Source organism: Variovorax sp. P1_H2 (genome assembly GCF_056405295.1).
On sequence record NZ_JBFUCJ010000080.1, the window covers coordinates 21,506 to 34,482 of the forward strand.

Below are 12,977 nucleotides of genomic sequence, written 5' to 3' on the forward strand. Positions count from 1 at the left end.
CCGCGGAACCGGCTCCGCCGGGCCGCTGGCAGCGCCCCCCGGCAGGGGGGTGGGCGGGCTACACGAAGTGAGCCCAACCTGGGGGGCGAGCCGACTATTGCGGCTGGAAGCCGCTGGCCTTGATGATCTGCGCCCAGGTCTGGGTGTAGCTGCGCACGCGGCCGGCGAACTGGCCCTGCGGCATGAATTCGACCGACAGGCCCATGGCGGTCAGGCGCTCGCGCACATCGGGCATCTTGAGCACCTTGGCCAGCGCGACGCCGAAGCGGTCGATCACGGGCTGCGGCGTGCCCACCGGCGCGAAGATGCCGTAGTAGGGCAGGTCTTCCAGGCCCGCGAGGCCGAGTTCGGCGAAGGTCGGCACCTGCGGCAGCACGGCCTGGCGCTTGTCGCCGATCACCGCCACGACGCGGATCTTGCCGGCCTTCTGGTTCTCGATGAAGTCGGGGACCGAGCCGATGCCGGCGGAGATCTGATTGCCCAGCATGTCGGCCAGCATCGGCGCGCTGCCGCGGTAGGGTGCGGCCTGAACGTCGATCTTGTATTTGGCGCCGATCAGCTTGACCAGGAATTCGGGGATCRAGGCCGGTGCCGGAACGCCGATGGTGTCCTTGCCGCCGCGCTCCTTCTTGACCCAGGCCACGTACTCGTTGACCGACTTGGCCGGCGTGTCGCCCGACACCGCGAGCGCGTTGGCGAAAGTGGCGAAGCCGGCCACAGGCACGAAGTCGCGCGCCGAATCGAAGCCCGGGTTCTTCACCACCAGCGGCAGGATGGAGATCGAATGGTCATGCGAGAGGAACAGGGTGTGGCCGTCGGCCGGCGATGCCTTGAGCGCCTGGGCCGCAATCTGGCCACCGGCACCGGCGCGATTCTCGACCACCACCGGCGAGCCCAACTCGTCCTTGAGCTTCTCGGCCAGCGTGCGGGCGATCACGTCCGTGCCGCCGCCGGCAGGAAATCCGACCAGGAGCCGGATCGGCGTGCCGGCCGGCTGGGCCAGTGCCAATCCCCCGGCGGCGAGCAGGCCGGCCGCGAGAATTCCGCGTGCGAGGCGCGTCGCGCCACGCCATGTTGACTTGAGCATCTATCGACTCCAAATGATTGCGTGTAGAAAGTGATCCGGGCGGTCTTGATAACGGTCCGGAACGACCCTATTTTGAATGCAGGAATCAAGCCATGCGCCAAGACAAACTCACCACCAAGTTCCAGGAAGCCCTCGGCGACGCCCAGTCGCTCGCCCTCGGCAACGACAACGCCTACATCGAGCCGGTCCATCTGCTGGTCGCCATGCTGCGCCAGGACGATGGACCGCGCGCGCTGCTCGAACGCGCCGGCGCCAACGTGCCGGGCCTGCTGCAGGCCGCCGAGGCGGCGATCAAGAAGCTGCCGCAGGTCGAGGGCCATGACCAGGTCCAGGTGGGCCCCGAGCTGGGCAAGCTGCTGCAGGCGACCGAGAAGGAATCGATCAAGCGCAACGACCAGTTCATTGCCAGCGAGCTGTTCCTGCTCGCGGTGGCCGACAGCAAGGCCGACATCGGCAACCTGGCGCGCAGCAACGGCGTGACGCGCAAGTCGCTCGAGGCCGCGATCGATGCGGTGCGCGGCGGCCAGGGCGTGAACAGCGCCGATGCCGAAGGCCAGCGCGAAGCCCTCAAGAAATACTGCCTCGACCTCACCGAGCGCGCCCGCCTGGGCAAGCTCGATCCGGTGATCGGCCGCGACGAGGAAATCCGCCGCGCCATCCAGGTGCTGCAGCGCCGCACCAAGAACAATCCCGTGCTGATCGGCGAGCCCGGTGTCGGCAAGACCGCGATCGTCGAGGGCCTGGCCCAGCGCATCGTGGCGGGCGAAGTGCCCGAGTCGCTCAAGGGCAAGCGCGTGCTGTCGCTCGACATGGCGGCGCTGCTGGCCGGTGCCAAGTTCCGCGGCGAGTTCGAGGAGCGGCTCAAGACCGTGCTCAATGAACTCGCCAAGGACGAGGGCCAGACCATCGTCTTCATCGACGAGCTGCACACCATGGTSGGCGCCGGCAAGGCMGARGGCGCGATGGACGCCGGGAACATGCTCAAGCCCGCACTGGCGCGCGGCGAGCTGCACTGCGTCGGTGCGACCACGCTGGACGAATACCGCAAGTACATCGAGAAGGATGCCGCGCTGGAGCGCCGCTTCCAGAAGATCCTCGTCGGCGAGCCGAGCGTCGAGGCGACGGTCGCGATCCTGCGCGGCTTGAAGGAAAAGTACGAAGTCCACCATGGCGTCGACATCACCGACCCGGCGATCGTCGCCGCGGCCGAACTGTCCGACCGCTACATCACGGACCGTTTCCTGCCCGACAAGGCGATCGACCTGATCGACGAGGCAGCGGCCAAGATCAAGATCGAGATGGACTCCAAGCCCGAGGTCATGGACCGGCTCGACCGTCGCCTGATCCAGCTGCAGATCGAGCGCGAGGCCGTGCGCCGCGAAAAGGACGAGGCTTCGCAGAAGCGCTTCGGCCTGATCGAGGACGACATCGCGAAGCTGCAAAAGGAGATCGCCGACCTCGACGAGGTCTGGCAGGCCGAGAAGGCCCAGGCCCAGGGCAGCGCGCAGATCCGCGAGGAGATCGACAAGATCAAGTTCCAGATCGCCGAGTTCACCAGCAAGGGCGACTTCAACAAGGTCGCCGAGTTGCAGTACGGCAAGCTGCCGGGGCTCGAGAAGCGGCTCAAGGAAGCGCAGGACACCGAGGCCCACAAGGGCAAGTCGAGCGCTCCCACCTTGCTGCGCACCCAGGTCGGCGCCGAGGAGATCGCCGAGGTGGTGGCGCGCGCCACCGGCATCCCGGTGTCCAAGCTGATGCAGGGCGAGCGCGACAAGCTGCTCATGATGGAAGAGAAACTGCACGAACGCGTGGTCGGCCAGGACGAGGCCATCGGCGCGGTCGCCAACGCGATCCGCCGTTCGCGCTCGGGCCTGTCGGATCCGAACCGCCCGACCGGCTCCTTCCTGTTCCTCGGCCCGACCGGCGTCGGCAAGACCGAGCTGTGCAAGGCGCTGGCCGGTTTCCTGTTCGACAGCGAGGACCACCTGATCCGCGTCGACATGAGCGAGTTCATGGAGAAGCATTCGGTCGCGCGCCTGATCGGTGCGCCTCCCGGCTACGTGGGCTACGAGGAGGGCGGCTACCTGACCGAGGCCGTGCGCCGCAAGCCCTACAGCGTGCTGCTGCTCGACGAGGTCGAGAAGGCCCACCCCGACGTCTTCAACGTGCTGCTGCAGGTACTCGACGACGGCCGCCTGACCGACGGCCAGGGACGCACCGTGAACTTCAAGAACACGGTGATCGTCATGACCAGCAACATCGGCTCGCCGATCATCCAGTCGATGGTCGGCCGACCGGGCGAAGAAATCAAGGACGCGGTCTGGGACGAGCTSAAGAACTACTTCMGGCCCGAGTTCCTGAACCGYATCGACGAGACCGTGGTGTTCCATKCGCTCGACGCCAAGAACATCGAGGCGATCGCGGCGATCCAGCTCAAGGTGCTGAAGGACCGCCTGGCCAAGATGGACCTCGGCCTCGAGGTGTCGCCGGCGGCGCTGGCCGAGATCGCCAAGGTCGGCTTCGACCCGGTGTTCGGTGCGCGGCCGCTCAAGCGGGCGATCCAGCAGCGGATCGAGAATCCGCTGTCGAAGCTGTTGCTCGACGGCAGCTTCGGGCCGAAGGACACGATCAGCGTCGGCACCGATCCGATCCGGGCGCCGGGGGAGTTCTCGTTCACGAATGACCGGGAACCCTCCGCCGAGGCCGTAGCCTAAGCGTGATGCTGAATTTCCTTCTTCGCCTGGTCTTCTTCATGCTGGGCCTCGTGTTCGCGGCCAGCCTGGCAGTCGCCCTGCTGCTGCTGGCGGCGGTCTGGGGCCTGCGCTATGCCTGGGCGCGACTCACCGGCAAGCCGGTGCAGCCGTGGGTGATGCGCTTCGACCCGCGCGGCGGCTTCGACCGCTTCCGTGCCGCCGGCCGGCCGGCCGAGCCGACGGCGGCCGATGTGGCGGGCGCCCGGGCCCAAGGCCAAGCGGCCGACGCCCCGGTGCGGCTGCGCGATCCGGGCGTGGTCACCGACGTGCAGGCCCGTCCGGTGTCGCGCGACGACAGCAACTGATCAAGCGCCGTACAGCGCCTCGATCTCGCGGGCGTAGCTCTGGTAGATGCTGGCGCGCCGCAGCTTCATGGTCGCGGTGACTTCGCCGTCGTCGTGGTCGAGTTCCTTGGCCAGCAGGTGGAAGCGCCGCACCTGCGACACCTGCGCCAGCTGCGCATTGCCGCGCTGGATCTCGGCGTCGATCAGTTCGCGCACCCGCGGCTGGTCGACCAGAGAGCGGAAGTGCGTGAACGGGATGCGCGCGGCCTCGGCCCATTTGCCGACGGTCTCGTAGTCGATCTGCACCAGCGCACCGACGAACTTGCGGCCATCCGCCACCACGATGCATTCCTTGATGAAGGGGCTGCCCTTCATGGTGTTCTCGATCTCCGAGGGTGTCAGGTTCTTGCCGCCGGCCGTGATCATGATGTCCTTCAGGCGGTCGACGATGCGCAGCTGGCCGTCTTCCTCGCGCACCGCGTCGCCGGTGTGCAGCCAGCCGTTGCGGATCGCGTCCGCGGTGGCCTCCGGGTTCTTGTAGTAGCCCTCGAACACCATCTCGCCCTGCACCAGCAGCTCGCCATCGGCGCCGATGCGGTGTGCGGTGCCGAGGATCGGCGGGCCCACGGTGCCGATCCTGACCTGGTCGCTGCGGTGGCCGGTGATCATGCCTGTCGATTCGGTCAGCCCGTAGACTTCCACCAGCGGCACGCCGAGCGTGCGGAAGAAGCGGACCACGTCGGGCGGGATCGGCGCCGCGCCGGTCAGCGCGACCTTGACGCGGCGCAGCCCGATGAAGTTCTGCAGCGCGCGCAGCACGGTCCAGTAGGCCAGCGCGAAGCGGGCTCGTTCGCCGAGGGTCCATCGGCTGCGGGGCTTCTCGGCCAGCGGCGCGCAGGCCGCCATCGCCCGCCGATACAAGGCGCGCTGCAGTGCGCCGGCCTCCTGCATCTTGATGCTGATGCCGGCATGCAGCTTCTCCCAGATGCGCGGCACGCCGAGGAACATCGTCGGCGCCACCTCGCGCAGGTCTTCCTGCACCGTGCGGATCGATTCGCCGAAGTTGACCTGGGAGCCGAGATAGAGCGGCACGAAGGTCGAGAGCATCTGCTCGGCCACGTGGCACAGCGGCAGGTACGAGAGGTGCGTGGTGTGGCGGCCGAGTCCGAGCCGATCGACGATGCCCGGCACCACGCCGCGGATGTTGCGCCACGAGATCATCGCGCCCTTGGGCTTGCCGGTGGAGCCCGAGGTGTAGATCATGAGGCCGACGTCGGCCAGTGTCTGGGCCTGCAGAGCGGCATCGATCTGCGCCTGCCCCTCGCGCGCGGCGACGGCGGCGCCGGCCTTTTCGACTTCGGCGAAGCTGACGACGCGCTCGCGCAGCGACGCATCGAGGCTGCGCAGCCCCTTGGTCTCGATCACGATGATCTTCAGCAGCCGGGGCAGCCGGTCGAGCGCCTCGATCACCTTGTCGGTCTGCTCCTGGTCCTCGCAGACGATCAGCTCGACGTCGGCATGGGCGACCACGTAGGCGATCTCGTTGCTCGGGCTGGTCGGGTAGACGCCGACCGTGACCGCCCCGACCAGGCCGGCACCCATCTGCGCCAGCACCCATTCGATGCGGTTCTCGGACAGGATGCCGAGGTGACCGGCGGCCGGCAGGCCGAGCGCACGCAGGCCGAGTCCGAAGTGGCTGGCGCGGCGGTGGTAGTCGGCCCAGCTCACCGGCTGCCAGATGCCGAAGTCCTTCTGCCGGATCGCGACCGCATCCGGCTGGCTTCGCGCCTGTTCGCGCAGCATCTGCGGCAGGGTGAAGGCGGGCAGCGTGCCGCTCACGGAAGAACCTTCGTGCTTCGCACCGCGGTGCGAGCTTGCTTGGGAGCGGCCCGGCGCTGCGCTCATGACAGCCAGCGCTTGCGGCGCTTGTAGTGCTTGAGCCCGCGGAAGCTGCGTGCCTCGCCGCCGCCGCCCACGCCGAGGTAGAACTCGCGCACGTCGGGGTCGGCCGCGAGCCGTTCGGCGCTGCCGTCGATCACGATCTTGCCGTTCTCCATGATGTAGCCGCGGTGAGCGACGGCCAGCGCCACGCTGGCGTTCTGCTCGACCAGCAGCATCGAGACGCCGCGCTCGGCGTTGATGCGCGCGATGATCGTGAAGATGTCCTCGACCAGCTTGGGGGAGAGCCCGAGCGAGGGTTCGTCGAGCAGGATCAGCTGCGGCTCGGCGACCAGCGCGCGGCCGATCGCCAGCATCTGCTGCTCGCCGCCCGAGAGGTAGCCTGCCAGGCCCTTGCGGCGCTCGTGCAGCCGCGGGAAGTAGGCATAGACGCTATCGAAGTTGCGCGGCGCCGCGCCCCGGCCGGTGTGCGCGTAGGTGGCGGCCACCAGGTTCTCCTCGACCGTGAGGTCCTCGAACACGCGCCGGCCCTCCATCACGTGGCACAGGCCGTGCCGGACCAGCTGCTGGGGCGCCAGGCGTGCGGTCGAGGCGCCATTGAAGGCGATGCGGCCGGCCTGCAGTTCGCCGTCCTCGAGCGCCAGCAGGCCCGAGACCGCCTTCAGCGTGGTCGACTTGCCGGCACCGTTGCTGCCGAGCAGTGCCACGATCTCGCCGCGCGGCACGGCCAGCGACAGGCCGCGCAGCACCTGCACCACCTTGTTGTAGACCACCTCGATGTTGTTCACATCGAGGACCAGGTCGGCCGCCGCGCCTTGCATCTTCAGTGCTCCACCATGTGATCGAGTGACCCGCGACGCATGAAACCGGTGCAGTCCGCTACCAGGGATACCGCGGAACCGGCTTTGCCGGGCCGCCGGTATCGCCCCCCTTGAGGGGGGAGGCGCCGCAGGCGCTTCGGGGGGTGTTGCATCCTAGTCCAGCTTGATCCAGTCGGAGGACGGCACCATCTTCTGCGCCTTCATGTCGGCCGTGTACACGCGCCCGACCGGGATCGAGTTGCCCTTGATCGTGATCGGCACCCCGATCAGCCCGCCGGTGTCGAAGTCCTTGATGGTGTTGAGTGCCGCCTTGAGGTTCTTGCCGTCGAGCGACTTGCCGGCGTCGAGCGTGCGCCTGGCCGCCTCGGTGAACAGCATCGCGGTCAGGAAGCCCTGCGTGTAGGCCGTGCTCTGGTAGTCGGGGCGCATCTGCCGGATCTTGTCGAGCATCGGCGACTTGGCCGAGGTGTCGTAGTAGTAGCGGTAGGGCATCACGCCCATGAAACCGTCGCCGGCCTCGCCCATCTTCATCACGGTCGAGCTGTCCATGGTCCAGAAGGTGCCCATCCACTTGCTGGTCATGCCCATCTGCTTGCCCTGCTGGACGAATTCGGGGATCGGCGCCAGCACGTAGCCGTGGAAGATCGTGTAGTCGGGGTTGGCGCGGCGCAGCTTGATGACCTCGGTCGAGACGTCGACGCTGCCGGGCGGCGTCATGAGCTTGACCGGCACGCTGAGCCCGAGCTTCTTCGCCATCGCTTCGCTGGCCTCGATCGGGTCGCGGCCGAATTCGGAATCGGAGTACACGAAGGCCACCTTGGCGCCGGGCTTCTCCTTGGCGATGTGCTTCAACAGGATGCCGAACATCTCGGTGTAGTCGGGCCCGACCAGGAACTGGTTCGGGTACTTGGCCGGATCGTTGAGCTCGGTCGCGAACGAGGCGCCGGCCATCAGGATCTGGCCGCTGCGGTCGAGTTCGGGGCTGATGGTCTTGGCGAAGCCGGTGGAGTCGCCGTAGTAGAGGTTGACCTTGTTCTGGCTGGTGATCTTCTTGAAGGCGGCGACCGAGGCGTCGACCTTGTAGCCGGTGTCCTCGGGCACGTAGCGCAGCTTGCGACCCTTGATGCCGCCGGCGTCGTTGACGATCTTCACGTAGTCGGCAATGCCGGCGTTGATGCCGATGCCGGCGAAGGCGAAGACGCCGGTCATCGGGATCGAGCCGCCGATCACGATGTCCTCGGCGGCTTGCGCATGCACCGCCAGCGGTGCGGCGAGGGCGGCCCCGGCTGCAATCACCAGGTTGCGGCGGCGCAGTGAGAAAAGGGACTTCTTCTGTGCATTCATGCGTGTCTCCGGTTGTGAAACTGACTGAGCGACTGTTGGCTGTCGAGGTATTTCGGTGTTCGGTATTCGGGATCCATTCCAGGAATACCGCGGAACCGGCTTTGCCGGGCCGCTGGTATTGCCCCCGGTAGGGGGTGGGCGGGCTACACGCAGTGAGCCCAACCTGGGGGTGAGCGTCATGATCGGAAGGGCCACAGATGGAAAAAGCGGCGAATGCGCCGCCACACTTCTGCGAGCCCGTGCGGCTCGAACACCAGAAACCCGACGATCAGCAGGCCGAAGACGACCGTGCGCACCGGCGACAGGAACACCGTCGCTTCGGTGCCTCCGGGCAGCAGGTCGAACACCAGCTTGAGCAGCTCCGGCACCATCGTCATGAACACCGCGCCGAGGATGCCGCCGAGGATCGTGCCCATGCCGCCGACGATGATCGCGGCCAGGAAGAAGATCGACATCAGCAGCGGAAAGCTTTCGGGCGTGACGACCCGGAAGAAATAGGCCCACAGGCCGCCGGCCACGCCGGCGTAGAACGACGACAGCCCGAAGGACAGCAGCTTGTAGCGCAACAGCGGGATGCCCAGCACCTCGGCCGAGATGTCGCGGTCGCGGATCGCGATGAAGGCCCGGCCGATGCGGGTGCGGAACAGGTTGGCGGCGCCCAGCACCATCAGCAGCGTGACCGGCAGGATCACCCAGTAGAGCCGGAACGAGGTGTCGAGCGCGAGCCCGAACAGCTGGGCCGGCGGCAGCGACAGGCCGCTGGTGCCGCCCGTGAGCTTGAGGTTCGCGAACAGGAAGTGCGCGATGAACGAGGCCGCGATGGTCGCGATCGCGAGGTAGAGCCCCTTGACCCGCAGCGACGGGATGCCGACCACCAGGCCGCCGAGCATCGCCACCACGCCGCCCGCTGCCAGGTTGAGCAGGAAGGGCGTGCCGAGCCGGGTCTGCATGATCGCGACGGTGTAGGCGCCGAGGCCCATGAATGCCGCCTGCCCGAGGCTCACGAGCCCGGTGTAGCCGGTCAGGATATTGAGCCCGGTGGCGCTCGCGACGTTGATCGCGACCAGGCAGGCGAGGTAGAGCCAGTAGTCGCTGGCCATGAACGGGAACAGCAGCAGCAGCGCGGCGCCGAGCGCCAGCCAGGTCTTCTGGGTGCGCGAGTCGAACAGCGCGGCGTCGGCGATGTAGCTCTGCTTGAGGGTGCCTATGCGCATCAGGCCTGCCGCCTTTCGAAGGGGGTGCTGGGGGCGCGTGCTGCGTCCGCGGCGCATGCCGAGGCCACCGGGTAGCCCCCTCCGCGAATGTCCCCCGGCTTCGCCTCCTCCTTTAATTCGCTGCGGGGGCTACCCGATGCCCTCGTCACGGGTAACGCCGTTTGGTGCTGGCCGAGGATGAACCACCGACTTGATGGATCACGCCGATGGTGTGCTCTGCGCAGCGAAGTAAAGGGGGAGGCCGCAGGCCGGGGGACATGAGCGGAGCAGAGTACGCCGTCGGCGTGAGCTCGCCCCGGTCCGCCATGAGCCCGCCTCGGCTCGAATCGAACACCAAGGCTCGGTTTCATTTCACAGTCTCTCGATCTCGTGGGTGCCGAAGAGACCATAGGGCCGGATCATCAGCACGACGACCAGCACCACGAAGGTCGCCAGCAGCTTGTACTCGCCGCCGAGGTAAGAGCCAGCCAAGGCCTCCACCAGCCCGATGAAGACGCCGCCGACCAGCGCGCCGAGCACGCTGTCGAGCCCGCCGACGATCACCACCACCAGGACCGAGAGCCCGAACACGCCCATCGACGACGAGATGCCGCCGATCGAGCCGACGATGATCCCGGCCACCGCCGCGATCATGGCCGAGGCCACCCAGGCGAGCGAGAACACGCGCGGCACGTTGATGCCCATCGAGTAGGCCGCGGCCTGGTCGGAGGCGGTGGCGCGCAGCGCGACGCCGCCGCGCCAGAAGCGGAACACCAGCAGCACGAGCGCGATCAGCGTCAATGCCACCAATGCGCCGTAGGCCACCTTGGGTGCCAGGAAGGCATCGCCGATCATCACCGGCGTCTTCGGCAGGAACTCGGGCAGGCGGCGCTGGTCGGCGGTCCAGACGATCTCGATCAGGCCGACCAGGATCGAGGCCAGGCCGACCGTGACCATGAACACCGAGATCGGCGGTTCGCCGAGCAGCGGCCGGATCATGGTGCGCTCGACCACGGCGCCGAGCAGGCCGGTGCCCAGCACGGCGCCCAGCACCGCCAGCCAGATCGGCAGCGAGAAGCTGGCGGCGAAGGCGAAGAACAGGTAGGCGCCGATCATCAGCATCTCGCCGATCGCGATGTTGACCACCCGCGTGGCCTTGTAGACCAGCACGAAGGCGAGCGCGGCCAGCGCGTAGAGGCCGCCGCTGGCGACCCCGTTGAGGGCGATCTCGAACAGGTAGGCCCAGTCGATCATGCGTGTGCCGCCGCCGCGGTCGTGCCCCGCAGTTTGTCGCGCAGCGCGGCGACGTCGCCGGCGCCCAGGTAGGCCCGGATCACCTCGGGATCGGCCTGCACCGCCGCCGGGGCGCCCTGCGCGATGACCTGGCCGAAGTTGAGCACCACGACGTGGTCCGACAGGTCCATCACCATGCCCATGTCGTGCTCGACCATCAGCACGGTCACGCCCCACTCGTCGCGCACGTCGAGGATGAAGCGCGCCATGTCCTCGGTTTCCTCGCGGTTCATGCCGGCCACCGGCTCGTCGAGCATCAGCACGCGCGGCTGCATCGCCAGCGCGCGCGCCATCTCGACGCGCTTCTGAAGGCCGTAGGGGAGGGCCGCGACCGGCGCATGGCGGATGTGGTCGATCTCGAGGAAATCGATGATGCGTTCCTCGACGTCGCGGCGCAGCTCGGCTTCTTCGCGGCGTGCCCGGCCGAGGTAGAGCAGGGCGTCGAAGACGTTGGCCTTGAGGTGCGAGTGGCGTCCGAGCTTGATGTTGTCGAGCACCGTCATGCCGCGGAACAGCGCGATGTTCTGGAAGCTGCGCGCCAGGCCGAGACGGGCCCGCTGCGGCGCCGGCAGCGGCGTGATGTCGCGGCCTTCGAACAGAACACGGCCGGTGGAAGGACGGTAGAAGCCCGAGATGGTGTTGAAGAGAGAGGTCTTGCCGGCGCCGTTGGGGCCGATCACGGCCGTGATCGAACCGGGCGCGACCTCGAAGCCGACGCCGCTCAATGCCCGCACGCCGCCGAACGCGAGCGTGAGCGCCTCGACCTGCAGCACGGGGCTGTTCGAGGCGGCGACGTCGGAAGCAGGCTGGGTGTCAGGCATCAATCAGGGTTTGCGCGGAAGAAGGCAGGGTTACCCATGCGTAGAATTTCTACTCACCGGTAATGTTCGATGCCGTGCCTGCCGGCAGCATCGGGACTTTCCCGGGCCTTCCGATCCATGGCCAGCAGAACACTTCCCAAGCCCACCGGTGCCTCGCCCTGGAAGCCGGCCGGTGCCCGCGCGCAGCAGCGCGAGGCCAAGCGCAATGCGGTCCTGCAGACGGCGGCCCGGCTGTTCAACGAGCGCGGCTACCACGCCACCTCGCTCGACGACATCGCCGAACAGTTGCACGTCAGCAAGCCCACGCTCTACTACTACGTGAAGAGCAAGGACGACATCCTGCTCGAGTGCGTGCGTACCGCGCTCGGCATGATGCAGGCCGGCATCGACGAGGTCCGGCGCGCCGGGGGCAGCGCGATCGACCAGCTGATGGCGTGCATGCGGATCTATTCGCGCATCGTGACGATGGACTTCGGCATGTGCGTCATCCGCATCGGCGAGGAGCCCCTGCCGGCCGCGCGGCGCAAGGAACTGCGCCGCCTCAAGGCCGGCATCGACGGCGAGTTCCGCAGGCTCATCGCCGACGGCATCGCCGAAGGCTCGCTGGCGCCCTGCGATCCCAAGATGGCAGCCTTCGTGCTGGCCGGTGCACTGAGCTGGATCGGCCGCTGGTACCGTCCCGGCGGCGGACTCGGTCCCGACGAGATCGCCGACCAGTGCATCGCGCTGCTGATGTCCGGCGTGCAGCAGCGGCCCGCGCCGGCCGCCAGGCGCACGGCGCGCAAGTCAAAATAGCGGATGCCCACGCCGCGCCCGCCCGTCCTCATCGATCCACTGGAAGTCGAGTTCAGCGCGATCCGGGCCCAGGGCGCGGGTGGACAGAACGTCAACAAGGTCTCGAGCGCAGTGCACCTGCGCTACGACATTCCCGCCAGTTCGCTGCCGGAAGACGTCAAGGAGCGGCTACTCGCCCTGCGCGACAGCCGCATCACCCAGGAAGGGGTGCTGGTGCTGAAGGCGCAGCGCCATCGCAGCCAGGACATGAACCGTGCCGATGCGCTGGCGCGGCTGCAGGAGCTGGTCGATGGCGTCGCCACGCCGCCGCGCGCGCGGCGCGCCACCAAGCCGAGCTATGGCTCGAAGCAGCGCCGGCTCGAGGGCAAGAGCCAACGCTCGGAGATCAAGAGCTTGCGCGGACGGGTGAAGGAATGAGTCCCACTGGCATGCTCGCAGGCCGCGAAAGTGCCGCCAGCGCCTCGCCGTCCGTCCGGTAGCTGAACAGCATCGGCCCCGGCGCCAGCAGTCCGGCGCGTTCGAGCACCTGTTGTGCCGGCAGTTTCAGCCCCGAGATGTGCAGCCGCACGCCCTGCGACTCGAGCAGCCGGCGGATGCTGCCGAAGACCTCGGCGCCCGTGACGTCGATCCGGTTGATCGGGTAGGCGAACAGGCAGACGTCGGTCAGCCCGGGCCGCTGGGCCAGCG

Annotated in this window: 12 protein-coding genes; 4 read left to right on the top strand and 8 right to left on the bottom strand. The window is 67.8% G+C overall.

Translation table 11 applies throughout. The features are described 5' to 3' along the window. Positions 1 to 94 precede the first annotated feature (94 nt). Complete coding sequence (locus AC1D2E_RS23820) at positions 95 to 1,087, bottom strand: Bug family tripartite tricarboxylate transporter substrate binding protein (protein WP_478199682.1); 993 nt, start codon at positions 1,085 to 1,087, stop codon at positions 95 to 97. A 92-nt stretch (positions 1,088 to 1,179) separates the two neighbouring features. On the opposite strand from AC1D2E_RS23820, the gene clpB reads away from it, so the two are divergent. Continuing rightward, positions 1,180 to 3,801 (top strand): ATP-dependent chaperone ClpB, encoded by a 2,622-nt coding sequence (clpB, locus tag AC1D2E_RS23825; protein WP_478199683.1) that lies wholly within the window; start codon positions 1,180 to 1,182, stop codon positions 3,799 to 3,801. Between the two features lie 5 nt (positions 3,802 to 3,806). After that, the gene (locus AC1D2E_RS23830) at positions 3,807 to 4,145 is read left to right on the top strand and encodes a hypothetical protein (protein WP_478199684.1); all 339 of its coding nucleotides are present in this window, start codon (positions 3,807 to 3,809) and stop codon (positions 4,143 to 4,145) included. Here AC1D2E_RS23830 and AC1D2E_RS23835 read toward each other — a convergent pair whose 3' ends face one another. The 6 genes from AC1D2E_RS23835 to AC1D2E_RS23860 all read right to left on the bottom strand — a co-directional run bounded on the left by AC1D2E_RS23835 (position 4,146) and on the right by AC1D2E_RS23860 (position 11,495). Next, positions 4,146 to 5,927, bottom strand: a complete 1,782-nt coding sequence (locus AC1D2E_RS23835; RefSeq protein ID WP_478199693.1) for an AMP-dependent synthetase/ligase — start codon at positions 5,925 to 5,927, stop codon at positions 4,146 to 4,148. 98 nt (positions 5,928 to 6,025) lie between these two features. Then, entirely contained in the window at positions 6,026 to 6,844 is an 819-nt protein-coding gene (locus tag AC1D2E_RS23840) for an ABC transporter ATP-binding protein (protein ID WP_478199685.1), read from the bottom strand. A gap of 153 nt (positions 6,845 to 6,997) precedes the next feature. Further along, positions 6,998 to 8,188, bottom strand: coding sequence for an ABC transporter substrate-binding protein (locus tag AC1D2E_RS23845; protein ID WP_478199686.1), 1,191 nt, complete (start codon positions 8,186 to 8,188; stop codon positions 6,998 to 7,000). A gap of 176 nt (positions 8,189 to 8,364) precedes the next feature. After that, entirely contained in the window at positions 8,365 to 9,402 is a 1,038-nt protein-coding gene (locus tag AC1D2E_RS23850; RefSeq protein ID WP_478199687.1) for a branched-chain amino acid ABC transporter permease, read from the bottom strand. 351 nt (positions 9,403 to 9,753) lie between these two features. Continuing rightward, positions 9,754 to 10,635, bottom strand: coding sequence for a branched-chain amino acid ABC transporter permease (locus AC1D2E_RS23855; RefSeq protein ID WP_478199688.1), 882 nt, complete (start codon positions 10,633 to 10,635; stop codon positions 9,754 to 9,756). After that, complete coding sequence (locus tag AC1D2E_RS23860) at positions 10,632 to 11,495, bottom strand: ABC transporter ATP-binding protein (RefSeq protein WP_478199689.1); 864 nt, start codon at positions 11,493 to 11,495, stop codon at positions 10,632 to 10,634. Before AC1D2E_RS23860 ends, AC1D2E_RS23855 begins: the two co-directional genes overlap by 4 nt. Before the next feature lie 117 nt (positions 11,496 to 11,612). Here AC1D2E_RS23860 and AC1D2E_RS23865 point away from each other — a divergent pair, with 117 nt between their 5' ends. Then, on the top strand, positions 11,613 to 12,290 hold the full coding sequence (locus AC1D2E_RS23865; RefSeq protein ID WP_478199690.1) for a TetR/AcrR family transcriptional regulator: 678 nt from the start codon (positions 11,613 to 11,615) through the stop codon (positions 12,288 to 12,290). Positions 12,291 to 12,293: 3 nt separating this feature from the next. Next, positions 12,294 to 12,707, top strand: coding sequence for an alternative ribosome rescue aminoacyl-tRNA hydrolase ArfB (gene arfB, locus AC1D2E_RS23870; RefSeq protein WP_478171880.1), 414 nt, complete (start codon positions 12,294 to 12,296; stop codon positions 12,705 to 12,707). Here the strand turns inward: arfB and AC1D2E_RS23875 are convergent. Further along, positions 12,676 to 12,977, bottom strand: a 302-nt coding sequence (locus AC1D2E_RS23875) for an STAS domain-containing protein (RefSeq protein WP_478199691.1), incomplete at its 5' end; no start/stop codon positions are given. The two genes, arfB and AC1D2E_RS23875, sit on opposite strands and share 32 nt — an antisense overlap.

Coding starts and splice junctions, on each gene's coding strand:
- AC1D2E_RS23830 (WP_478199684.1), top strand. CDS start 3,807: ATGCTGAATTTCCTTCTTCGCCTGGTCTTCTTCATGCTGGGCCTCGTG.
- AC1D2E_RS23835 (WP_478199693.1), bottom strand. CDS start 5,927: ATGCTGCGCGAACAGGCGCGAAGCCAGCCGGATGCGGTCGCGATCCGG.
- AC1D2E_RS23840 (WP_478199685.1), bottom strand. CDS start 6,844: ATGCAAGGCGCGGCGGCCGACCTGGTCCTCGATGTGAACAACATCGAG.
- AC1D2E_RS23845 (WP_478199686.1), bottom strand. CDS start 8,188: ATGAATGCACAGAAGAAGTCCCTTTTCTCACTGCGCCGCCGCAACCTG.
- AC1D2E_RS23850 (WP_478199687.1), bottom strand. CDS start 9,402: ATGCGCATAGGCACCCTCAAGCAGAGCTACATCGCCGACGCCGCGCTG.
- AC1D2E_RS23855 (WP_478199688.1), bottom strand. CDS start 10,635: ATGATCGACTGGGCCTACCTGTTCGAGATCGCCCTCAACGGGGTCGCC.
- AC1D2E_RS23860 (WP_478199689.1), bottom strand. CDS start 11,495: ATGCCTGACACCCAGCCTGCTTCCGACGTCGCCGCCTCGAACAGCCCC.
- AC1D2E_RS23865 (WP_478199690.1), top strand. CDS start 11,613: ATGGCCAGCAGAACACTTCCCAAGCCCACCGGTGCCTCGCCCTGGAAG.
- arfB (WP_478171880.1), top strand. CDS start 12,294: ATGCCCACGCCGCGCCCGCCCGTCCTCATCGATCCACTGGAAGTCGAG.